The 21,792-nt window shown below is 61.4% G+C and carries 21 protein-coding genes; 9 read left to right on the top strand and 12 right to left on the bottom strand.

Going from position 1 to position 21,792, the window contains the following annotated elements:
* The first annotated feature begins 68 nt into the window (after positions 1–68).
* From HKK54_RS06190 to lnt, 4 genes are all read left to right on the top strand, one after another.
* A complete protein-coding gene (locus tag HKK54_RS06190; RefSeq protein ID WP_010174798.1) occupies positions 69–1,070 on the top strand; it encodes a PhoH family protein in 1,002 nt (333 codons plus the stop codon).
* Complete coding sequence (gene ybeY, locus HKK54_RS06195; RefSeq protein WP_003215452.1) at positions 1,063–1,536, top strand: rRNA maturation RNase YbeY; 474 nt, start codon at positions 1,063–1,065, stop codon at positions 1,534–1,536. Before HKK54_RS06190 ends, ybeY begins: the two co-directional genes overlap by 8 nt.
* 27 nt (positions 1,537–1,563) lie before the next feature.
* Entirely contained in the window at positions 1,564–2,403 is an 840-nt protein-coding gene (locus HKK54_RS06200) for an HlyC/CorC family transporter (protein ID WP_003215451.1), read from the top strand.
* A gap of 271 nt (positions 2,404–2,674) precedes the next feature.
* Entirely contained in the window at positions 2,675–4,198 is a 1,524-nt protein-coding gene (lnt, locus tag HKK54_RS06205; RefSeq protein WP_169389251.1) for an apolipoprotein N-acyltransferase, read from the top strand.
* A 16-nt stretch (positions 4,199–4,214) separates the two neighbouring features.
* On the opposite strand, the gene HKK54_RS06210 is transcribed toward lnt, so the two are convergent.
* Both HKK54_RS06210 and HKK54_RS06215 read right to left on the bottom strand, forming a co-directional pair.
* Positions 4,215–4,976, bottom strand: a complete 762-nt coding sequence (locus HKK54_RS06210) for a YdcF family protein (RefSeq protein WP_010174796.1) — start codon at positions 4,974–4,976, stop codon at positions 4,215–4,217.
* Between the two features lie 99 nt (positions 4,977–5,075).
* Positions 5,076–5,393, bottom strand: coding sequence for a hypothetical protein (locus tag HKK54_RS06215; protein WP_010174795.1), 318 nt, complete (start codon positions 5,391–5,393; stop codon positions 5,076–5,078).
* Positions 5,394–5,654: 261 nt separating this feature from the next.
* Here HKK54_RS06215 and leuS point away from each other — a divergent pair, with 261 nt between their 5' ends.
* The 5 genes from leuS (at position 5,655) to HKK54_RS06240 (ending at position 11,669) form a co-directional block, all read left to right on the top strand.
* Entirely contained in the window at positions 5,655–8,261 is a 2,607-nt protein-coding gene (gene leuS, locus HKK54_RS06220; RefSeq protein WP_169386374.1) for a leucine--tRNA ligase, read from the top strand.
* A gap of 89 nt (positions 8,262–8,350) precedes the next feature.
* Positions 8,351–8,956: an LPS-assembly lipoprotein LptE gene (locus HKK54_RS06225; RefSeq protein WP_010174793.1), complete on the top strand. Its 606-nt coding sequence runs from the start codon at positions 8,351–8,353 to the stop codon at positions 8,954–8,956.
* 39 nt (positions 8,957–8,995) lie between these two features.
* Positions 8,996–10,033: a DNA polymerase III subunit delta gene (gene holA, locus HKK54_RS06230; protein ID WP_169386375.1), complete on the top strand. Its 1,038-nt coding sequence runs from the start codon at positions 8,996–8,998 to the stop codon at positions 10,031–10,033.
* Positions 10,034–10,117: 84 nt separating this feature from the next.
* Positions 10,118–10,282: an alternative ribosome rescue factor ArfA gene (gene arfA, locus HKK54_RS06235; RefSeq protein WP_003176285.1), complete on the top strand. Its 165-nt coding sequence runs from the start codon at positions 10,118–10,120 to the stop codon at positions 10,280–10,282.
* Between the two features lie 61 nt (positions 10,283–10,343).
* Positions 10,344–11,669, top strand: a complete 1,326-nt coding sequence (locus HKK54_RS06240; protein ID WP_169386376.1) for a lytic murein transglycosylase — start codon at positions 10,344–10,346, stop codon at positions 11,667–11,669.
* 129 nt (positions 11,670–11,798) lie between these two features.
* On the opposite strand, the gene HKK54_RS06245 is transcribed toward HKK54_RS06240, so the two are convergent.
* The 10 genes from HKK54_RS06245 to rlmH form a co-directional block, all read right to left on the bottom strand.
* Positions 11,799–12,734: a S66 peptidase family protein gene (locus HKK54_RS06245; RefSeq protein WP_169386377.1), complete on the bottom strand. Its 936-nt coding sequence runs from the start codon at positions 12,732–12,734 to the stop codon at positions 11,799–11,801.
* A 138-nt stretch (positions 12,735–12,872) separates the two neighbouring features.
* The gene (lipA, locus tag HKK54_RS06250; protein ID WP_029616063.1) at positions 12,873–13,892 is read right to left on the bottom strand and encodes a lipoyl synthase; all 1,020 of its coding nucleotides are present in this window, start codon (positions 13,890–13,892) and stop codon (positions 12,873–12,875) included.
* A 2-nt stretch (positions 13,893–13,894) separates the two neighbouring features.
* Positions 13,895–14,542 (bottom strand): lipoyl(octanoyl) transferase LipB, encoded by a 648-nt coding sequence (gene lipB / locus HKK54_RS06255; protein WP_010174788.1) that lies wholly within the window; start codon positions 14,540–14,542, stop codon positions 13,895–13,897.
* Positions 14,542–14,817 carry a DUF493 domain-containing protein gene (locus HKK54_RS06260; protein ID WP_003215438.1) on the bottom strand — a complete coding sequence of 92 codons (276 nt, stop codon included), beginning with the start codon at positions 14,815–14,817 and terminating at the stop codon, positions 14,542–14,544. Before HKK54_RS06260 ends, lipB begins: the two co-directional genes overlap by 1 nt.
* A gap of 84 nt (positions 14,818–14,901) precedes the next feature.
* Positions 14,902–16,059, bottom strand: coding sequence for a D-alanyl-D-alanine carboxypeptidase family protein (locus tag HKK54_RS06265; RefSeq protein ID WP_010174787.1), 1,158 nt, complete (start codon positions 16,057–16,059; stop codon positions 14,902–14,904).
* A 186-nt stretch (positions 16,060–16,245) separates the two neighbouring features.
* Entirely contained in the window at positions 16,246–17,244 is a 999-nt protein-coding gene (locus HKK54_RS06270) for a septal ring lytic transglycosylase RlpA family protein (RefSeq protein WP_169386378.1), read from the bottom strand.
* Positions 17,244–18,257 (bottom strand): lytic murein transglycosylase B, encoded by a 1,014-nt coding sequence (mltB, locus tag HKK54_RS06275; protein ID WP_010174785.1) that lies wholly within the window; start codon positions 18,255–18,257, stop codon positions 17,244–17,246. The genes HKK54_RS06270 and mltB overlap by 1 nt, the downstream gene beginning before the upstream one ends.
* Before the next feature lie 17 nt (positions 18,258–18,274).
* On the bottom strand, positions 18,275–19,378 hold the full coding sequence (rodA, locus tag HKK54_RS06280; protein WP_050543221.1) for a rod shape-determining protein RodA: 1,104 nt from the start codon (positions 19,376–19,378) through the stop codon (positions 18,275–18,277).
* Between the two features lie 31 nt (positions 19,379–19,409).
* The gene (mrdA, locus tag HKK54_RS06285; RefSeq protein ID WP_010174783.1) at positions 19,410–21,308 is read right to left on the bottom strand and encodes a penicillin-binding protein 2; all 1,899 of its coding nucleotides are present in this window, start codon (positions 21,306–21,308) and stop codon (positions 19,410–19,412) included.
* Positions 21,309–21,323: 15 nt separating this feature from the next.
* Entirely contained in the window at positions 21,324–21,791 is a 468-nt protein-coding gene (gene rlmH / locus HKK54_RS06290) for a 23S rRNA (pseudouridine(1915)-N(3))-methyltransferase RlmH (RefSeq protein WP_003185785.1), read from the bottom strand.
* Position 21,792: the final 1 nt, after the last annotated feature.

Below are 21,792 nucleotides of genomic sequence, written 5' to 3' on the forward strand. Positions count from 1 at the left end.
TTCGCACGCAGCCTGCTGGCGTTATCCTTGATTTCATCTTAATTGCCCCAGGGCGGCTAAAAGCGACCTTGAACGCACCCATAGAACCACATCGTTTTCTCCTCGAGCCCTTTGAGGCTCGCCGTTTCGCCAATCTGTGCGGACAGTTCGACGAGCATCTGCGCCTGATCGAGCAACGCCTGAGCATCGAGATCCGCAACCGCGGCAATCAATTCGAGCTTATTGGTGAACCCCAACACACCACCTCGGCAGAAAACCTTCTGCGCCGCCTCTACCGGGAAACCAAAGGTAGCGAGCTGTCGCCGGAAACGGTGCACCTGTACCTGCAGGAATCCGCGGTGCAAGACCTGGCCAATAACCCGGTGGCCGAAGCCAGCGTGGCCCTGCGCACCAAGAAAGGCATGATTCGCCCTCGCGGCTTGAATCAGCAGCGCTACGTCAAAGAGATTCTGGGCAACGACATCAACTTCGGCATCGGTCCGGCCGGTACCGGCAAGACCTACCTGGCCGTGGCTTGCGCAGTCGACGCTCTGGAGCGCGAGCAGGTGCGACGCATCCTGCTGGTGCGCCCGGCGGTGGAAGCCGGCGAGAAACTGGGCTTTCTGCCCGGCGACCTGGCCCAGAAGATCGACCCGTACCTGCGCCCGCTCTACGACGCGCTCTACGAGATGCTCGGCTTCGAATACGTGGCCAAGCTGATCGAGCGCCAGGTGATCGAAATCGCCCCGCTGGCCTACATGCGCGGTCGTACGCTGAACAACAGCTTCATCATCCTCGACGAAAGCCAGAACACCACCGTCGAGCAGATGAAAATGTTCCTCACCCGGATCGGTTTCGGCTCCACCGCCGTGATCACCGGCGACGTCACCCAGGTCGACCTGCCCAAAGGCACCAAATCGGGCCTGGCCCAGGTGATCGAGGTGCTCAAGGACGTGCCGGGGATCAGCTTCACCCACTTCATGCCCAAAGACGTGGTACGTCACCCGTTGGTGCAGCGCATTGTCGAAGCCTACGAGCGCTTCGACCACCGCGACGACCAACCGGCCAAGGACACTCGCCGCGATGCTTGAGCTTGACCTGCAACTGGCCACTGAAGCGCCCGCCCCCAGCGAAGAACAGTTCCGCCAATGGTGCACCCTGGCCCTGCGCCAGCGCACCGCCGACTCGGAACTGACCATTCGCCTGGTGGACGAGCCCGAAGGCCGTGAACTGAATCACACCTGGCGACAAAAAGACTACGCGACCAACGTGCTGTCGTTTCCCGCCGACGTACCCGATGAGCTGCTGGATATCCCGTTGCTGGGGGATCTTGTTATCTGCGTCGAAGTGGTCGAGCGTGAAGCAAAGGAACAAGGCAAGGAACTTGAAGCCCATTGGGCCCATCTGGTCATCCACGGCTGCTTGCATCTCTTGGGTTACGACCATATAGACGATGACGAAGCCGAAGAAATGGAAGCACTGGAACGAACGTTGCTTGCAGAACTGGGTCATCGTGACCCGTATGCAGACGACGAAATTGCAACTACACCTAACTGAAACAATAAAGGATTTAGAGTAATCGCTATGAGCGAAGACCGATCGAGCAACGGGCAAAAGTCATGGCTGGGGAAACTCACCCAGGCCTTTGCCCACGAGCCGAAAAACCGCCAGGAGCTGTTGGAGCTGCTGCGCGAGGCACATCAGAACAAGTTGCTGGACAGCGAAGCGCTGGCCATCGTCGAAGGCGCCATCCAGGTGGCTGACCTGCAAGTACGGGACATCATGGTTCCGCGCTCGCAGATGGTCAGCATCAAGGCGACCCAGACCCCTCGGGAGTTCCTCCCGGCCGTCATCGACTCCGCGCACTCGCGCTACCCGGTGATCGGCGAAAGCCATGACGACGTCATGGGCGTCCTGCTGGCCAAGGACCTGCTGCCGCTGATCCTCAAGGAGAACGGCGACAGCTTCAACATCAAGGACCTGTTGCGTCCTGCCACCTTCGTCCCCGAATCCAAGCGCCTGAATGTGCTGCTGCGCGAATTTCGTGCGAACCACAATCACATGGCCATCGTGATTGACGAATACGGCGGCGTGGCCGGCCTGGTGACCATCGAAGACGTGCTGGAACAGATCGTCGGCGACATCGAGGACGAACACGATGTCGAAGAAGACAGCTATATCAAGCCGCTGCCCAGCGGTGACTTCCTGGTCAAGGCCCTGACGCCGATCGAGAACTTCAACGAGTTCTTTGACAGCGAGTTCTCCGACGACGAATTCGACACCGTCGGCGGCCTGGTGATGAGTGCGTTCGGGCATCTGCCAAAACGTAACGAGACCACCGAGATCGGTGCCTATCGCTTCCGCATCCTGAATGCTGATAGCCGTAGGATCCATCTGATCCGCCTGACACCTATTGCCCGCTAAGGAAGGGGTGGGTCATCAGCTATTTCCTGTGTCGCGTTGCCCCTGAGAGCCGGCCAGGCAAGGCGCAGGCCGCAGGGAATGGCGTTCCCTTTCCAAGGCCTGCAACGCAGCATGGCCGGCTCTCAGGGGCAACCCGAAGGGCCGACCCGCTGTGGCGCAGGGCTGCGTTACTCGTCGTTCATTTGGAAAAACCAAACCACACTCCTCGCGCCTTGCCCTGCGCCACAGCGGGCCGGCGCGACACAGGAAATAGCTGATGACCCACCCCTACATGCGCCGTATGATTGCACCCGGCTGGCCCGGTAACCTGCTGGCCGTGGTGGCCGGTGCCATCACCACCCTGGCGCTGGCGCCGTTCGATCTCTGGCCGTTTGCGCTGGTGGCGGTCGGTTTCTTTTATGCGGGACTGCGTGAGCTGACACCGCGCCAGGCCTTGTGGCGCGGCTGGTGTTTCGGCTTCGGCCTGTTTGGCGCCGGCACCAGCTGGATCTATTACAGCATCCACCATTTCGGCGGCGCTTCGGTACTGCTGGCGGGCATGCTGATGCTGGCGTTTACCGCGGCAATTGCCTGGTTCTTTGCCCTGCCCGCCTGGCTCTGGGCGCGCTGGCTGCGCCGCAACGAAGCGCCATTGGCCGATGCACTGGCCTTTGCGGCCTTGTGGGTGGGCCAGGAAGCGTTTCGCGGCTGGTTCCTCACCGGCTTTCCATGGCTTTATTCCGGTTACAGCCAACTCGACGGCCCCCTCACCGGCCTCGCGCCACTGGGTGGCATGTGGCTGATTTCCTTTGCCTTGGCGCTGACTGCCGCATTGATCTTCAACCTGCCACGTTTGCTGGCAGGCAAGCGCAACCTGTTCATCGGTGCCGGCTTGCTGCTGTTGGTGGCGCCATGGGCTATCGGCCTGGCACTCAAGCATCACGCCTGGACCACCCCGGCTGGCGCGCCGCTGACCGTGGCCGCCGTCCAGGGCAACGTCGAACAAAGCATGAAATGGGACCCCGAGCAGCTCAATGCGCAGCTCGCGCTATACCGCGACATGAGTTTTACCTCCAAGCCCGTCGACCTGCTGGTGTGGCCGGAAACCGCCGTGCCCGTACTCAAGGAGTCCGTCGAAGGCTACCTGGGCATGATGGGCAAGTTCGCCGCTGACCGGCACACCGCGCTGATCACCGGCGTGCCGATCCGCCAGGAAGTGCACCACCACAAGCGCTTCTTCAATGGCATCACTGTGGTGGGTGAAGGCGACGGCACCTACCTGAAGCAAAAGCTGGTGCCGTTTGGCGAGTACGTACCGTTGCAGGACATGTTGCGCGGTTTGATCGCGTTCTTTGACCTGCCAATGTCGGACTTTGCCCGCGGCCCGGCCGACCAGGCACTGTTGCAGGCCAAGGGCTATCAGATTGCGCCGTTCATTTGCTATGAAGTGGTGTACCCGGAATTCGCCGCCGGCCTGTCGGCCCGCAGCGATTTGTTGCTGACCATCAGCAATGACACCTGGTTCGGCCGCTCCATCGGCCCGCTGCAGCATTTGCAGATGGCCCAGATGCGCGCCCTGGAAGCCGGCCGCTGGATGATCCGCGCCACCAACAATGGCGTCACCGGCCTGATCAACCCGTACGGGCAGATCACCGCGCAGATCCCGCAGTTTGAACGCGGGATTCTCTACGGCGAGGTGGTGCCGATGCACAACCTCACGCCGTACCTGCAATGGCGGTCGTGGCCGTTGATCATCCTGTGCCTTGGCCTGTTCGGCTGGACCTTGCTGGCCGGGCGGATGTCCAGGACCGTGTAGGAATGGCGCCTGTGGGTTATCGGTAAAACAACCGATAACCCACCTGCCCCACCGCTTCATTCAGCAACTGTCCGCTTTGCCATATCGCCTTGAATTCTGGCATCCAGCCACCCAGTGGCCGGGCATTGTCCATCCCCATAAAGCCCACCGGCGCCGGCACTACCGTGAACCCGGCCTTTTCGAAGCTCCAGCGCGAGCGCGGCATGTGCGCAGCGTGAGTGACCACCACCACCCGCTTGATGCCCTGCGGCAACAGAATCTCGGCGCTCATCTGTGCGTTTTCCCACGTGGTGCGGCTGCGTTCTTCCTTCCAGCGCACGCTCACGCCGAAGTCATCCTGCATCGACACCGCCATCAGTTCCGCCTCGCTGGGCGGCGTGCCGTAGTGCAAGCCACCGGTGGTCAGCACCGGCAAGCCTGAAGCTTTTGCCAGTCGCGCGGCATAGCGCTGACGCTCAAGGCCGATACCGGTCGGCTGATCAGTGCCCCATGCCAGATCCCCGCGCTCACGCCCGGAACCCAATACCACGATGGCATCAGCCCGCTGCGCCAAGGTCGCCCATTCGTCACGCGGCAACGGCGGTTCGGTCGAAAGTGCTTTTGCCCCCCACTCCACCACCACCGGCAGGCTCATCAACCACATCCCGCCGAACCCCAGCGCAAAGCACACCGCCGCAAGGCGCGGACGGCTGCGACGAAACCACCAGGCAAGGGCCAGCAACAGCAACAGAATGCCGGGCGGCAACAGCAATTGTTTAATGAAATAACGAATAGGCATCGGGCATCTCCAAAGATGCCCGAAGCCTAAGGTGTAACGGGGTTTAGCGACAATCTTTACAAGAACATACGCTGAGAAGGCTACAGATAACGCGGTGCTTCACTTGAAACGCACGGACCGGAGTTTTTCCGGGCTGCGACCGGCCGATAAATCCTTGAGCCATACCACCTTGGCCGACTGCGAAAACTCCTGGGCTGGCGGGGAGGCCATGCCATGGGGCGCGCGATGCTCATTTAACGCCAGATACGCCCTGATCACTTCCAGCTCTGCCTGGCTCAAGCCACGCAGTTCCAACTCCAGAGGCCGTTCATCACACAATCGGCCAGAGGTTTTTGCTGCATCCAGTGCTCGACCCAAACGGTCGATCAGTCCTTCGTACACCTGCGGTTTCGTTAAAGTTCGCTGCGAATCAACCATCCCTCACCTCATTGAAGATAAGACTCACTCCCCACTAAACAGCGTAGTCCTGCTGGCCCTGCCTGCCTGACGCCGCGACCAACGGCCTTGGCGGCGCAATCAGGGTTTCCCTCGATAGAGTGGGGTCATGTATGCTACGGCGCTTCCTGTAACTCCACTTCCCGCAGGGTTTGGGCACGGACGCGCCGCTTTTTGGTGTCGATCAACCTGAACGTTGCACCGAAGAGGATTAGGCCACCCCTATTCAGTTCAAAAGTAGCCATGCACGAACAATATCAGCCCCGTGAAATAGAAAATGCCGCCCAGTCGTTCTGGGATGAGCAAAAGTCCTTTGAAGTCAGTGAACAGCCAGGCAAGGAGACTTTCTATTGCCTATCGATGTTCCCTTACCCCAGCGGCAAGCTACACATGGGGCATGTGCGCAACTACACCATCGGCGACGTAATCTCCCGCTACCAGCGCATGCTGGGCAAGAACGTCCTGCAACCCATGGGTTGGGACGCCTTCGGCATGCCGGCGGAAAACGCCGCGATGAAGAACAACGTAGCGCCCGCCAAGTGGACCTACGAAAACATCGCCTACATGAAGACCCAGCTGCGCAGCCTGGGCCTGGCGGTGGACTGGTCCCGCGAGGTGACCACCTGCAAGCCTGATTACTACCGCTGGGAACAATGGCTGTTCACTCGCCTGTTCGAAAAAGGCGTGATCTACAAAAAGAGCGGCACCGTCAACTGGGACCCGGTGGACCAGACCGTGCTGGCCAACGAACAAGTGATCGACGGCCGCGGCTGGCGTTCCGGCGCGCTGATCGAAAAGCGCGAAATCCCGATGTACTACTTCAAGATCACCGCCTACGCGGATGAACTCTTGTCGAGCCTCGACGATTTGCCGGGCTGGCCCGAGCAGGTCAAGACCATGCAGCGCAACTGGATCGGCAAGTCCCGTGGCATGGAAGTGCAGTTCCCCTACAACGTCGACTCCATCGGCGCAGAAGGCGTACTGAAAGTCTTCACCACCCGTCCGGACACCCTGATGGGCGCGACCTACGTCGCCGTGGCCGCCGAACACCCGCTGGCCACCCAGGCCGCACAGAACAACCCTGAGCTGCAGGCGTTCATCGCCGAATGCAAAGGCGGCAGCGTCGCCGAAGCCGACGTCGCCACCCAAGAGAAAAAAGGCCTGCCGACCTCGCTGTTCGTCGAGCACCCGCTCACCGGCGAGAAGCTGCCGGTGTGGGTCGCCAACTATGTGCTGATGCACTACGGCGATGGCGCAGTAATGGCTGTGCCGGCGCATGACGAGCGCGACTTCGAATTCGCCGTGAAATACAACCTGCCGATCAAGTCCGTCGTGCGCACCAGCTCGGGCGACACCAACCCGGCTCCGTGGCAGGACGCGTACAACGAACACGGCACCCTGATCAATTCCGGCGAGTTCGACGGCCTGGATTTCGAAGGCGCGTTCGAAGCTATCGAAGTTGCCCTGATCAAGAAAAACCTCGGTGCCTCGCGCACCCAGTTCCGCCTGCGTGACTGGGGCATCAGCCGCCAGCGCTACTGGGGCTGCCCGATCCCGATCATCCACTGCGAAACCTGCGGTGACGTGCCGGTGCCGGAAGACCAACTGCCCGTCGTACTGCCGGAAGATGTAGTGCCGGACGGCGCTGGTTCGCCCTTGGCGCGCATGCCTGAATTCTACGAGTGCACCTGCCCGAACTGCGGCGCACCGGCCAAGCGTGAAACCGACACCATGGACACGTTCGTGGAGTCCTCGTGGTACTACGCCCGCTACGCCTCGCCGCACTATGAAGGCGGCCTGGTGGAAAAATCCGCGGCCGACCACTGGCTGCCGGTGGACCAGTACATCGGCGGTATCGAACACGCCATCCTTCACCTGCTGTACGCGCGCTTCTTCCACAAGCTGATGCGTGACGAAGGCCTGGTGAGCTCCGACGAGCCGTTCAAGAACCTGCTGACCCAAGGCATGGTGATTGCCGAGACTTATTACCGTCGCGAAGCCAATGGCGCCTACACCTGGTTCAACCCGGCGGACGTCGAGTTGGTGCGTGACAGCAAGGCCAAGGTGATCAGCGCCAAGTTGATCTCCGACGGCCTGCCGGTGGAAATCGGCGGCACCGAGAAGATGGCCAAGTCGAAGAACAACGGCGTCGACCCACAGTCGATGATCGACCAGTTCGGCGCAGATACCTGCCGCCTGTTCATGATGTTCGCCTCGCCGCCTGACATGAGCGCGGAATGGTCCGACTCCGGCGTAGAGGGTTCGCACCGTTTCCTCAAGCGCGTCTGGCGCCTGGCGCACGCCCATGTCAGCCAGGGCTTGCCGGGCAAACTGGACGTGGCAACCTTGAGCGATGAGCAAAAAGCCATTCGCCGCAGCACCCACCTGGCCATCCGCCAGGCCAGCCAGGACGTGGGCCAGAATCACAAATTCAACACCGCCATTGCCCAAGTGATGACGCTGATGAACGTGCTGGAAAAAGCGCCGCAGGCCACCGAACAGGACCGCGCACTGGTACAGGAAGGCCTGGAAACGGTCACCCTGCTGCTGGCTCCGATCACGCCGCACATCAGCCACGAACTGTGGAGCCGTTTGGGCCACAGCGGTGCAGTCATCGATGCCGGCTGGCCGGTACAGGATGACAGCGCCCTGGTACAGGACACGCTGCAACTGGTGATTCAGGTCAACGGCAAGCTGCGCGGCCAGATCGACATGCCGGCCAGCGCCAGCCGTGAAGACGTCGAAGCCGCCGCCCGTACCAACGAGAACGTGCTGCGGTTCACCGAAGGCCTGACGATCCGCAAAGTGATCGTAGTGCCCGGTAAACTGGTCAATATCGTCGCTAGCTAATCGGATCGGGCGCCAGGGCATTACCCTGGCGCCGAACAAAACCTCCAGGGCCTCGATAAGGCCCACATGGTTTCAAGGGGAGCATCAAAATGATCAAACGCAATCTGCTGGTTATGGGCCTTGCCGTGCTACTGAGCGCTTGCGGCTTCCAGCTGCGCGGCACCGGCCACACCGAACTGGCGATCAAGGAACTGGACGTCACCGCCCGTAACTCCTACGGCGAGACCGTGCAACAGCTGCGCCAGGTCCTGGAAAGCAGTGGTGTCAAAGTCTATTCAGGCGCGGCTTACAAACTGAACCTGCTGGATGAGAAAGAAGAGCAGCGCAACCTCAGCTATGCCAGTGCCGGGCGTGCGTCGGACATCGAGCTGAGCACCACGCTCTTCTTCGAAATCCAGGGCCACGACCACCTGCCGTTGATGGGCGACAAGATCCAGGTACAGAAAGTCGTGAGCCACGACGGCAACAACCTGGTGGGTTCGGACTCCGAAACCATCCAGGTGCGCAAGGAAATGCGTCGTGAGCTGGTGCAACGCATGCTTCTGCGCCTGCAGCTGATCACCCCTGAAAAACTGGATCAACTGCAGCAGACGGCAGATAACAAGGCCAAGGCAGATGCCGATGCGCTGAAAGCAGCGCAAGAGTATGAAAACAGCCAGCCGAAACAATCGCCTGTCGAAGTCCCAGCTGAGTAAGCCAGACGGGGCGCCCCTGGCGCCCCGTTCGCCCTGCCTATGAAACTTGCCCCCGCCCAACTCGCCAAGCACCTGCAAGGCAGCCTCGCGCCCGTCTACATCGTCAGCGGTGATGACCCGCTGCTGTGCCAGGAGGCTGCGGACGCGATCCGCACGGCCGCTCGTCAACAGGGCTTCGATGAACGCCAGGTATTCAGCGCCGACGCCAGTTTCGACTGGGGTACGCTGCTGCAAGCCGGGGCGAGCATGTCGCTGTTTGCCGAAAAACGCCTGCTGGAACTGCGGCTGCCTTCGGGCAAGCCGGGTGACAAGGGCGCGGCGGCACTGATGGAATACTGTGCGCGCCCGGCTGAAGACACACTGTTGCTCATCAGCTTGCCCAAGCTCGATGGCAGCGCGCAGAAAACCAAGTGGGGCAAGGCGCTGGTTGAAGGGGCTCAGACCCAGTTCATGCAGATCTGGCCAGTGGACAGCGGGCAATTGCCACAGTGGATTCGCCAGCGGCTATCCCAATCCGGGCTGACCGCCAGTCATGACGCGGTAGAGCTGATCGCAGCGCGAGTGGAAGGCAACCTGTTGGCCGCGGCCCAGGAAATCGAAAAGCTCAAGCTGATGGCCGAAGGCGGCCAGATCACCGTCGAAACCGTACAAGGCGCGGTGGCTGACAGCGCACGCTTTGACGTGTTTGGCCTGGTGGACGCGATCCTGAACGGCGAACCCGCTCACGCCCTGCGCATGCTCGAAGGGTTGCGCGGTGAAGGCGTCGAGCCACCGGTGATTCTCTGGGCCCTGGCGCGCGAACTACGCCTGCTGGCCAATATTGCCCTGCAATACAGCCAGGGCATCCCGCTGGACAAGGCCTTCAGCCAGGCGCGACCACCAGTGTGGGACAAGCGCAAACCGCTGATCAGCAAAGCCCTGCAACGACACTCGGCGCAACGCTGGGCGCAATTGCTGCTGGAAGCCCAGCGCATTGACGCGCAGATCAAAGGCCAGGCCGCCGGATCACCATGGATGAGCTTGAGTCGTTTGTCACTTTTGATGTCAGGACAGCGCCTGGCGTTGCCTGCTGAATAGTCCTACGCGTCGTTGGGCTGGACAGAACCCAAACTTCGGCCGATGATTCGCACCGCATCATCAACCCGCCAGAGAGTACCCATCATGAGCAAAAAGCCATCCAAGCATGGCCCCAACAAGGCCAAATCCATCATCGCCCAGCCGTTGTTCCGCAGTCGCCAGGAACGCGCCGGCAAGGGCAAAGGCAGCTACCGCCGCGAAGCCTTCCAGTCTAATAGCTGGGAGGCTTCTTACTTTCTGGCTGCCTGAAGGCAAGCGCCCCTCTGGCATGATAAGGTCTGTACCTGATTCGTATTCCCTGGACCTGTGCATGCCCTCTAGTCTTTCCCGTCGTTGGCACCTTCGCCAACTGATCGCTGCCTCCAGCCTCATTCTGTTAGTCGCCTGCGCAGAAAAACCTACCGCCGCCGATGCCCAACCCCTGCCCCCGCTCCAGACTGCACCGGTAGCTGCGCCTGCCGTCGTTGCGCCATTGGCGGTGGACAATCTTGATATCCAGCCAACCCAGACCTTTGCCGAGTGGCAGGCGGGCTTTCGTGTGGAAGCCTTGAAGGCCGGTATCACGCCACAGGTGTTCGACACTGCGTTTGCCAATGTCGTACCCGACATGGCGGTGATCCGCGCCGACCGCAGCCAGCCTGAGTTCTCCCGCCCGGTCTGGGAATACCTCGACGGCGCCCTGTCGCCGCTGCGCGTGCGCAATGGCCAGGCGCTGCTGGTGAAATACGCCGACATTTTGCAACGCATTGAGGACCGTTATGGCGTCGACCGCCAGGCACTGGTCTCGGTGTGGGGCATGGAGAGTAACTTCGGCCAGTTTCAGGGCAACAACTCGGTGATCCGCTCACTGGCGACCCTGGCCTATGAGGGCCGTCGCCCGGCGTTCGCTCAAGCGCAACTGCTGGCGGCGCTGCAAATCATCCAGCACGGTGATATCGCCGCCGACCAGATGAAAGGCTCCTGGGCCGGGGCCATGGGCCAGACCCAGTTCATCCCGACCACCTATAACACCCACGCGGTGGACTTCGACGGTGACGGTCGCCGCGATATCTGGAACAGCCCGGCCGATGCCCTCGCCTCCACCGCGCACTACCTGCAAAGCTCCGGCTGGCAGAAAGGCCAGCCGTGGGGCTTTGAGGTGCAGCAACTGCCGTTGAATTTTGATTACGCACTGGCCGATGGCAGCGTGCGCAAAACCGTTGGCGAGTGGTTGAAACTGGGGATCCAGGTGCCACCTGGCGCCAGCGTCCCGGCCAATGTGGACCAGCTTTCCGCAGCCCTGCTGCTGCCGGCCGGCTATCGTGGCCCGGCGTTCCTGGTGCTGGATAACTTCCGCGCGATCCTCAAGTACAACAACTCGTCGTCCTACGCACTGGCGGTGGGCTTGTTGTCGGAAAGGTTCGGGGGCGGAGGCATGATTCGTGGGAGCTGGCCGAAAGACGAGCTGCCATTGACGCGTTCACAGCGGATTGACTTGCAGACGGTGCTCAGCGCCAATGGTTACGACGCGGGCAACCCGGACGGCATCATCGGCGCCAATACCCGCAAGGCGATTCGTGCTGCGCAGCAGTCCCTGGGCTGGCCGGCGGATGGTTATCCGACGGTGAAGTTGCTGGAGTCGTTGCAGAGCCGCTAGATTACTGTGCGGCCGCTACCGCCATCGCAGGCAAGCCAGCTCCCACCTTGAGCGCGTATATCACTAACAACGCGATCGAAGGTGGGAGCTGGCTTGCCTGCGATGAGGCCTTCAGAAGCAACAGAAGTTTCAGGCCTTAAAGACCACATCCTGCTCCAACACCAACCGCTTCTCCCCCGCATCCAGCCGCACCCTCGCGCCCATCGGCAACGTGAGGTTCGGGTTGCAATGCCCGCTGCGCCAGCCGGCCAGCACAGGAATGCACAGTGGCTCGAAGGTCTCCTTAAGCAGTCGTTCAAGTGCAGCACTATCAACGCCCGCCACATCCCCCACCACCACACCCGCTACCTGAGCCAGCTTGCCCGCGAGGCGCAAATGGGTGAGCAACCGGTCGATTCGGTACAGCGGCTCGTTGATGTCTTCGATAAACAGAATGATGCCCTCGGCATCAATCTCGAACGCCGTGCCCATCACCGCTGCGATCATCGACAGATTGCCGCCCAGCAGCCGCCCGCAGGCGATGCCTGGCTCGACGGTGGTCAATGGATAGGCCACCGGGTGGGTCAGCTGGCTGCCCGCCTTCACCTGGCCACGCAGCATGCTGAACAGTGAAGATTCGGTCGGCTGTTGCTTTTCACCCAACAGGTCGGCTTTGAACATCGGCCCGTGAAAGGTGACGAAACCGGCATAACGATTGATCGCCAGGTGCAACGCGGTGATATCGCTGTAGCCTACAAACGGCTTGGGGTTGGCCCGCAGCAGGTCAAAGTCCAGGCGGTCCAGCAGGCGCGGCGTGCCGTAGCCACCCCGCAGGCAAAAAATCGCATCGATGGCCGGGTCGGCGAATGCGGCGTGCAGGTCATTCAGGCGTACGTCATCACTGCCGGCCAGGTAGCCATCACGCTGCCCCACACCCGGGAAAACCAGCAGTGTGTAGCCCCGGGCACGCATCCATTGCGTGGCCTTGTCGATATCCAGCTCGGCCGGCCCGGCAGGGGCAATCAGCCCGATCACGCCTTCGGCGCGCAGCGCAGGTACCGCACAAGTGGTCAATTGAGTCGTCATCCATGGTTCTCCTCGTGTGGATTGCCCAAGGCACTCTAAACAGCAATGGTTGCAAACAGAAGAGGAGGAATCAGCCGCTGGATGCGGAAAAAGAGGGTGTAGCAGTGGGAGCGGGAAACCCCGCCCCCACAGTCGGTATCAGGACACCAGACTGGCCTTGACCAGTTTCGCCTGCTCGTCGGCGTGGTACGAGGAACGTACCAGCGGGCCGGAAGCGACGTTCTTGAAGCCCATCTTGTAGCCTTCTTCGGCAAACCAGGCGAACACGTCCGGGTGCACGAAGCGCTGTACCGGCAAGTGGCTGCGGGACGGCTGCAGGTACTGGCCGAGGGTCAGCATGTCGATGTCGTGTTCACGCATGCGCTTCATGACTTCGATGACTTCTTCGTCGGTTTCGCCCAGGCCCAGCATCAGGCCGGATTTGGTCGGAATGTGCGGCATCATCTGCTTGAATTTCTGCAGCAGGGTCAGCGACCACTGGTAGTCCGAACCCGGACGCGCGGCCTTGTACAGGCGCGGTACGGTTTCCAGGTTGTGGTTGAACACATCCGGCGGCTCGGCAGCGGTGATTTCCAGTGCTACGTCCATGCGGCCACGGTAGTCCGGGACCAGGGTTTCGAGCATCACGTTAGGCGACAGCTTGCGGATCTCGCGGATGCAATCGGCAAAGTGCTGGGCACCGCCGTCGCGCAGGTCGTCTCGGTCAACCGAGGTGATCACCACGTACTTGAGTTTCAGGTCGGCGATGGCAATGGCCAGGCTTTCCGGCTCGTTGACGTCCAGTGGCTTCGGCCGGCCGTGGCCAACGTCGCAGAACGGGCAACGACGGGTGCAGATGTCACCCATGATCATGAAGGTGGCGGTGCCACCGGAGAAGCACTCGCCCAGGTTCGGGCAGGACGCTTCCTCGCACACGCTGTGCAGTTTGTGTTTGCGCAGCAGGGACTTGATGCGGTCGACTTCCGGCGAAACCGGGATGCGCACGCGAATCCAGTCAGGTTTCTTCGGCAGTTCGGTGGTCGGAATGATCTTCACCGGGATGCGTGCAACCTTCTCGGCGCCGCGCAGCTTGACGCCGGCTTCCACCTTGGCACGCGGGGCCGGACGCTCGGTGATATCCAGCGTCGGGATCATGGTTTGCACTGCATCAGTAGTCATAATCAGTCGATTCCGCCCGTTAGGGTCGTCTGCTCAGCATAGTCGAGGTGTTTGACGAGCTGCGCGCGCAGCCGGGCACTTACCTCGGCAAATTCTAGTGGTGTTGCGTGATCGCTCAACTGGGTCATCGCCAAACCGGCATAGCCACAGGGATTGATCCGTCGAAACGGCGCCAGGTCCATGTCCACGTTCAGGGCCAGGCCATGAAAGGAACAACCGTGGCGAATCCGCAGGCCCAGGGAGGCGATTTTCGCGCCATCTACGTATACCCCCGGTGCATCCGGCTTGGCGGCTGCGGTCACGCCGTAGCTGCCCAGCAGCTCGATCAGGCATGACTCCATGCGACTGACCAGCTCACGCACGCCAAAACCCAGCCTGCGCACGTCCAGCAACAGATAAGCCACCAATTGGCCTGGGCCATGGTAAGTCACCTGCCCGCCGCGGTCGACCTGCACCACCGGGATTTCTCCCGGCAGCAGCAAATGCTCGGCCTTGCCGGCCTGGCCCTGGGTGAACACCGGCGGGTGTTCCACCAGCCAGATCTCGTCCGGGGCTTCGGTGCCACGCTCGTTGGTGAACCGCTGCATGGCGTGCCACACCGGTTCGTATGCCATTTGGCCGAGCTCGCGAAAGCCCAGGGTCTGTGACATCACAACACCATGTGCACGAAGCCGGTAGCCCGCAGTTCGCTATTGATGTTGTAGAGCTGGTCCTGGTCAGTCGCCACGATGTGCAACTGAATAGTGGTGTACTTGCCGTTGGTGCTTTGACGCTCATCCACACGGTCATGGTTGATCGTTGCGTGTTTCTTGACGATCTCGATGATCTTGTCTTTGTTGCCCACACCCGTATCGCTGATCACCTTGACGGGATAGTCCACGTTCGGGAATTCGATCTTTGGCGCCTTTACTTCGGTATCGGTCATGGCGTAACGGCCTCGTAAGCGTAAGCCGTGGCGACGGGCATAACCCCGCGCCGGATCAGCGCGAGGTCATGCAGGTGCACACTATCAGTTGAACAAGCTGTAGAAGAATAGACGGATGCTATCCCACACGCGTCGGAAGATACCACCTTCGTCGACGGCGTCCAGAGCGATCAGGTCGGCGCTGTGGATCACTTTGTCGTCCAGTTTCACTTCGACCTTACCGATGACATCGCCCTTGGCGATCGGTGCGACCAATTGCGGGTTCATGGTCATGCTGGCAGCGAGCTTCTTGAGCTGGCCTTTTGGCATGGTCAGGGTCAGGTCTTCAGCCAGGCCGGCCTTGACTTGATGAGTCGCGCCTTTCCACACAGGGGCTTGAGCCAGCTCGGTGCCTTTCTGGTAGAAGGTCTGGGTTTCGAAGAAACGGAAGCCATAGGTCAGCAGCTTCTGCGTCTCGGCCGCACGGGCCTGCTCGCTGTTGGTACCGAACACCACGGCAATCAGACGCTGGCCGTCACGGACAGCAGACGACACCATGCAGTAGCCGGCTTCTTCGGTGTGGCCGGTTTTCAGACCATCGACGGTCTTGTCACGCCACAGCAACAGGTTGCGGTTAGGCTGCTTGATGTTGTTCCAGAAGAACTCTTTCTGGGAGTAGATTGCGTAGTGCACTGGGTCGACACGAATGATCGCGCGGGCCAGGATCGCCATGTCGTGAGCCGACGAGTAGTGCTCCGGGTTCGGCAGGCCGGTCGGGTTCATGAAGTGGCTGTTGGTCATGCCCAGGTCGGCCACGGTTTTGTTCATCATGTCGGCGAACGCGTCTTCGCTGCCGGCGATGTGCTCGGACAGCGCCACGCTGGCGTCGTTGCCGGACTGGATGATGATGCCGTGCAGCAGGTCGCTGACCGTTACCTGCGAGCCGACCTTGATGAACATCCGGGAACCGCCGGTACGCCAGGCGTTTTCGCTGACGGTGACCGGATCGTTTTCACCGATCTGGCCGCGACGGATTTCCAGGGTCGCGATGTAGGCAGTCATCAGCTTGGTGAGGCTGGCTGGGGGCAGGCGCTGGTCACCGTTGTTCTCCACCAGCACGTTACCGCTGGCGGCATCCATGAGCACCCAGGCCTTGGCGGCCAGTTGCGGTGAAGCCGGCACCATTTCCACCGCCCAGGCGGCAGGGGTGATGATCAGCGAAAGAAGCAGGCACGTGCGTTTGGCTAAGGTGGTGATGTTCATCCGTCTCTCGAAATTGCTTATGGAAACTTGCCCTCGCGGGCAAAACTATTCAGACAGCCCGTCGCCAGACTGTCGCGTGTTCGGTTGTACGCCCACCCCTTGCCCCTGGGTTTTTTATTGTTCAACGAGCCAACAACCAGGGCTCAAACCCGCATGCGAGCCTGAGCCATCAATCCTTTGTCTTGCTTATTCGGCGGTGACCACGCTGGGTTGCCCCAGGTTGGCCATGCGCACACTGTTCTGTACTTGCGCCACTTCACTCGGCGAACCGATCGGGCCCATGCGCACACGGTGCAGGGTCTGCTGGTTACGCACAATAGAGCTGATAAAGACCGGCGCGCTGACCATCCCGCTGAGCTTGGACCTTAACAGTTCTGCCGCGTCCGGGTTGGCGAAAGCGCCGACTTGCAGGTACTGCCCGCCCACGGTAGAAGCCCCCGGTGCGGCATGCGGTACCACGACAGTGTCGGGAGCATGCTGCGCCGGTGGCGGTGTCCACTGCTCGATCTTGCCGGCGGATGCGGTCACTTGCGGTTGTGGGCTCTGCGGCTCATTGAGCATCAACGGCGCCGGCTTGCCACGCTGGGCCCAGTACTGGGCCGGGTCGATACCTTCCACCTTCACCCGCGCCGTACCGATCTCGGCGTACCCGAGTTTCTTCGCGGCGGCGTAGGACAAGTCGATGATCCGGTCCGAATAGAACGGCCCACGGTCATTGACCCGCAGGATCACCGTGCGGTTGTTGTCCAGGTTGGTCACGCGTACGTAGCTGGGCAGCGGCAGGGTCTTGTGCGCCGCGCTCATGCCGTACAGGTCATACACTTCGCCGTTGGCGGTGTTCTGGCCATGGAACTTGGTCCCGTACCAGGACGCCGTGCCCGATTGCACGTAGGTCTTGGAGTCTTGCAGCGGGAAGTAGTTTTTGCCCAGCACGGTATAGGGGTTGGCCTTGTAAGGGCCGGTGTGCAGGGTCGGCGTGGCGTCCGGGATTTTCGAAACATCCACATCCCACCACGGCGCGCCGTCTTTGTGGGCGCGGTTGATGTCCAGCCCCGGCTGGGAGCGGATGGCGGTGCCACCGGATTTTTGCACCGGTGCACGACTGGTGGAGCAACTGACCACCAACAACGACAATGCGGCGTATGCCACCAGCTTCAGGGGTTTGTACATCGGTGATACCGGCATTACTTGACGCCCCGTGCTTGGACCAGCATGTCTGACAGCTGATGCACGGCCATGGCGTACATCACACTGCGGTTATAACGCGTGATTGCGTAGAAATTCTTCAGGCCCATCCAATATTCCGGGCCGTTCTCGCCTTCGAGGCGGAACGCCGTCACCGGCATATCATCGCGTGGCGCATTCTGACTCGACCACCCCAGCGCCCGCAACTCCCCGACCGTCCTGGCCGGCTCGATACCCTGGGTCAGGCCTTCGTCGGCGCGGTCACCCGTCACCTCGGCGCGGATCACCACCGGCTCGCCGGCTACCCAACCATGACGCTTGAAGTAGCTGGCAACACTGCCGATGGCGTCATCGGGGTTGCTCCAGATATTGATATGGCCGTCACCGTCGAAGTCCACGGCGTACGCGCGAAAGCTGCTCGGCATGAACTGCGGCAAACCCATCGCCCCGGCATAGGAGCCCTTGAGGGTCAGCGGGTCGACCTGTTCTTCACGGGCCAGCAACAGGAACTCGCGCAGCTCCTTGCGGAAGAATTCGGCGCGCGGCGGGTAATCGAAGCCCAGGGTCGACAGCGCGTCGATCACCCGGTAGCTGCCGGTGTTGCGGCCGTAGAAGGTTTCGATGCCGATGATTGCCACGATCACTTGAGCCGGTACGCCGTACTCCTGCTCGGCACGGGCCAGCACGGCTTCGTGCTGGCGCCAGAAGTCCACGCCACGTGCCACGCGGGCGTCGGTCAGGAACATCGGGCGATATTCCTTCCACTGTTTAACGCGTTCGGCGGGCCGGGAGATGGCGTCGAGGATCGCCTGCTTGCGCTGGGCTTCACGAAACACGCCCATCAGTTGTTCACCGGCGAAACCATAGTCACGGGTCATCTCACCGACAAACTCGGCGACCTGGGGCGAACCGTCATAGTCGCCGGCCTGCGCTTCCTGCACAGCGGCTCCCAGCAGGCCCAGCAGGCCCATCCAGGACACGTGCCGAGCCGCCCAGCCGCGCATTACTTGCATTGACATCTTCACCTTATTCAAACCTGTGCGATCCACTTACGATGGGTATGGATCGACATCAAAACCCCAAACGCTGACATCAATGTCACCAGCGAAGTTCCGCCGTAGCTAATGAACGGCAACGGCACCCCAACCACCGGCAACAGGCCACTGACCATACCGATGTTGACGAAAACGTAAACAAAAAACGTCATGGTGAGGCTGCCGGCGAGCAATTTGCCGAACAGCGTCTGCGCCTGGGCGGTAATCACCAGGCCACGACCGATCAGCAGCAAGTAAATCAGCAACAGTGCGCAGATGCCCACCAGGCCGAACTCCTCCCCCATCACCGCGATAATAAAGTCGGTGTGGCTTTCCGGCAAAAAGTCCAGGTGCGACTGGGTGCCCAGCAGCCAGCCCTTGCCGAATACGCCGCCGGAACCAATGGCCGCCTTGGACTGGATGATGTTCCAGCCGGTGCCCAGCGGGTCGCTCTCCGGATCGAGGAAGGTAAGGATTCGCTGCTTCTGATAGTCGTGCATGAAAAAGAACCACATGGCCACGGCCACCGGCACGGCGGCGGCCAGCACGCTGAGGATCCAGCGCCAGCGCAGCCCACCCATGAACAGCACGAACGCACCGCCCGCGAGGATCAACAGCGACGTGCCGAGGTCGGGCTGGCGCACGATCAGGATAAACGGCACGCCAATCAATATCAGGCTGATGCCCACGTGCTTGAGTTGGGGCGGCAATGTGCGTTTTGACAGGTACCAGGCAATGGTCGCCGGCATCAAAATCTTCATGAATTCCGACGGCTGGAAGCGAATCACCCCCGGGATATTGATCCAGCGGGTCGCGCCCATGGCGTTGTGGCCCATGACATCCACCACCACCAGCAGCAACACGCCGGCGACATAACCCAGCGGCACCCAACGCGCCATGAAGCGCGGCTCGAGCTGGGCGATCACCACCATCGACAACAGGCCCAGGCCAAACGAGGACGCTTGCTTGATCAGCAGGTCCCAGTTCTTGCCACTGGCCGAATACAGAACGAACAGGCTGCCGGCCGCCAGGGTCAACAGCAGGATCAGCAACGGGCCATCAATGTGCATGCGCTGCAGCAAGGTGGCGCGTCGGCGCATCACATCCTCGCTGGAAAGGATGCGATCAAAATTACTCTTCACTGGCCGTAACCTCGGTGCTTGAAGGGGGGCCGCCATATTCGGGCTTGAGCCTGCCGTCGTCGGCCAACAGCCAGGCATCCATCACCTGGCGCACCACGGGCGCGGCGACGCCGGAACCGGACTCGCCGTTCTCGACCATCACCGCCACGACGATTTTCGGGTTGTCGGCCGGGGCAAAGCCGACGAACAAGGCGTGGTCGCGGTGGCGTTCCTGGACTTTGGAGCGGTCGTATTTCTCGCCCTGTTTGATCGCGACCACCTGGGCGGTACCGCTCTTGCCGGCAATCCGGTACTGCGCGCCCACCGCCGCTTTACGCGCGGTACCCCGGGCGCCGTGCATCACTTGCTGCATGCCGTGGTTGACCTTGGTCCAGTCGGACGGGTCACGCAGGACAATGTCCGGAATCGGGTTTTCATCCAGCGGGCGTTCGCCCTCGATGGTCTTGGCCAGGTGCGGACGGTTCCACACCCCTTTGTTGGCCACCAGCGCGGTGGCCTGGGCCAGTTGCAGCGGCGTGGCCTGCATATAGCCCTGGCCGATCCCCAGGATCAGGGTTTCGCCCGGGAACCACGCCTGGCGACGAGTCGCACGCTTCCACTCGCGGGATGGCATCAGGCCGGGGGATTCTTCGAACATGTCCAGGGAGACTTTCTGACCGAGGCCGAACTTGCCCATGTAGGCCGAAAGCCGATCAATCCCCAGCTTGTGGGCCAGGTCATAGAAGTAGGTGTCGTTGGAACGCATGATCGCCGTGTCCAGGTCCACATAGCCGTCGCCGGTGCGGTTCCAGTTACGGTATTTGTGGTCGTAGTTGGGCAGCATGTAGTAGCCAGGGTCGAACACACGGCTCGATGCGGTCACCACACCCGAGTCGAGGCCGGCAATCGCCACCGCCGGCTTGATGGTCGAGCCCGGCGGATACAGGCCGCGCAGCACGCGGTTGAACAGCGGCCGGTCGATGGAATCACGCAGCTCGGCGTAGGCCTTGAAGCTGATCCCGGTGACAAACAGGTTCGGATCAAAGCTTGGCTGGCTGACCATTGCCAGCACTTCGCCAGTGCTCGGGTCCAGCGCTACCACGGCACCCCGGCGACCGCCCAAGGCCATCTCCGCCGCTTCCTGCAACTTGATGTCCAAGCTCAGCACGATGTCCTTGCCGGGAACCGGGTCGGTGCGCTTGAGCACCCGCAGCACCCGGCCACGGGCGTTGGTCTCGACTTCCTCGTAACCCACCTGGCCGTGCAGTTCCGGCTCGTAGAAACGCTCGATGCCGGTCTTGCCGATATGGTGGGTGCCGCTGTAGTTGACCGGGTCGAGGGTCTTCAGCTCTTTCTCGTTGATCCGGCCCATGTAGCCGACCGAATGCGCGAAGTGCGCGCCTTGCGGGTAGTGCCGCACCAACTGCGCCACCACTTCCACACCCGGCAGCCGGAACTGGTTCACCGCGATCCGGGCGATCTGCTCTTCGGTCAGCTCGAACAGGATCGGCACCGGCTCAAACGGTCGGCGCCCCTGCTTCATGCGTTTTTCGAAGATCACCCGGTCTTCCGGCGTCAGTTGCAGCACCTCGACGATCACATCGAGGATTTGCTGCCAGTCGCCGGAGCGCTCGCGGGTCATGCTCAGGCTGAAACTGGGCCGGTTATCCGCTACCACCACGCCATTGCGGTCGAAAATCAGCCCACGGGTCGGTGGAATCGGCTGCACGTGCACCCGGTTGTTCTCCGACAGCGTGGAGTGATAGTCGTACTGGATCACCTGCAGGAAATACAGGCGGGCAATCAACACCCCCAGCAGTACCACCACCAAAATCGCGCCGAACACCACCCGCGCGCGTACAAGACGTGCGTCTTTCTCGTGGTCCTTGATGCGGATCGGCTGGGTCATCAGGCAGGGCGCAGATTATTTGTGGTAAGGGTGCCCGGACAGAACTGTCCAGGCGCGATACAGCTGTTCACCGATCAGGATTCTTACCAACGGATGCGGCAGTGTCAGGGGCGACAGCGACCAGCGCTGGTCCGCCCGCGCGCACACTTCCGGCGCCAGCCCTTCGGGGCCACCCACCATGAAGTTGACCGTGCGCGAATCCAGGCGCCAGCGATCCAGTTCCACCGCCAACTGCTCGGTGCTCCAGGGCTTGCCGTGCACTTCGAGGGTCACGATCCGCTCGTTGGGGCCGACCTTGGCCAACATGGCTTCGCCTTCCTGACGGATAAAGCGGGCCACGTCGGCATTCTTGCCCCGGGTATTGAGCGGTATTTCCACCAGTTCCAGCGCCAATTCGGATGGCAGGCGCTTGGCATATTCATGCCAGCCTTCTTCCACCCACTTGGGCATGCGTGAACCGACAGCGATCAGACGCAGGCGCACA

Source organism: Pseudomonas sp. ADAK13 (assembly GCF_012935715.1).
Taxonomy (GTDB): domain Bacteria; phylum Pseudomonadota; class Gammaproteobacteria; order Pseudomonadales; family Pseudomonadaceae; genus Aquipseudomonas.

Bases quoted from the DNA above. Each gene is read 5' to 3' on its own strand.
- HKK54_RS06215 (WP_010174795.1), bottom strand. From the start codon at position 5,393: ATGGTTGATTCGCAGCGAACTTTAACGAAACCGCAGGTGTACGAAGGA.
- ybeY (WP_003215452.1), top strand. From the start codon at position 1,063: ATGCTTGAGCTTGACCTGCAACTGGCCACTGAAGCGCCCGCCCCCAGC.
- HKK54_RS06265 (WP_010174787.1), bottom strand. From the start codon at position 16,059: ATGAACATCACCACCTTAGCCAAACGCACGTGCCTGCTTCTTTCGCTG.
- mltB (WP_010174785.1), bottom strand. From the start codon at position 18,257: ATGCAAGTAATGCGCGGCTGGGCGGCTCGGCACGTGTCCTGGATGGGC.
- mrdA (WP_010174783.1), bottom strand. From the start codon at position 21,308: ATGACCCAGCCGATCCGCATCAAGGACCACGAGAAAGACGCACGTCTT.
- HKK54_RS06240 (WP_169386376.1), top strand. From the start codon at position 10,344: ATGCCCTCTAGTCTTTCCCGTCGTTGGCACCTTCGCCAACTGATCGCT.
- HKK54_RS06270 (WP_169386378.1), bottom strand. From the start codon at position 17,244: ATGCCGGTATCACCGATGTACAAACCCCTGAAGCTGGTGGCATACGCC.
- rodA (WP_050543221.1), bottom strand. From the start codon at position 19,378: ATGCGCCGACGCGCCACCTTGCTGCAGCGCATGCACATTGATGGCCCG.
- HKK54_RS06225 (WP_010174793.1), top strand. From the start codon at position 8,351: ATGATCAAACGCAATCTGCTGGTTATGGGCCTTGCCGTGCTACTGAGC.
- HKK54_RS06200 (WP_003215451.1), top strand. From the start codon at position 1,564: ATGAGCGAAGACCGATCGAGCAACGGGCAAAAGTCATGGCTGGGGAAA.
- holA (WP_169386375.1), top strand. From the start codon at position 8,996: ATGAAACTTGCCCCCGCCCAACTCGCCAAGCACCTGCAAGGCAGCCTC.
- HKK54_RS06210 (WP_010174796.1), bottom strand. From the start codon at position 4,976: ATGCCTATTCGTTATTTCATTAAACAATTGCTGTTGCCGCCCGGCATT.
- HKK54_RS06260 (WP_003215438.1), bottom strand. From the start codon at position 14,817: ATGACCGATACCGAAGTAAAGGCGCCAAAGATCGAATTCCCGAACGTG.
- lipB (WP_010174788.1), bottom strand. From the start codon at position 14,542: ATGTCACAGACCCTGGGCTTTCGCGAGCTCGGCCAAATGGCATACGAA.
- HKK54_RS06245 (WP_169386377.1), bottom strand. From the start codon at position 12,734: ATGACGACTCAATTGACCACTTGTGCGGTACCTGCGCTGCGCGCCGAA.
- lipA (WP_029616063.1), bottom strand. From the start codon at position 13,892: ATGACTACTGATGCAGTGCAAACCATGATCCCGACGCTGGATATCACC.
- lnt (WP_169389251.1), top strand. From the start codon at position 2,675: ATGCGCCGTATGATTGCACCCGGCTGGCCCGGTAACCTGCTGGCCGTG.
- arfA (WP_003176285.1), top strand. From the start codon at position 10,118: ATGAGCAAAAAGCCATCCAAGCATGGCCCCAACAAGGCCAAATCCATC.
- leuS (WP_169386374.1), top strand. From the start codon at position 5,655: ATGCACGAACAATATCAGCCCCGTGAAATAGAAAATGCCGCCCAGTCG.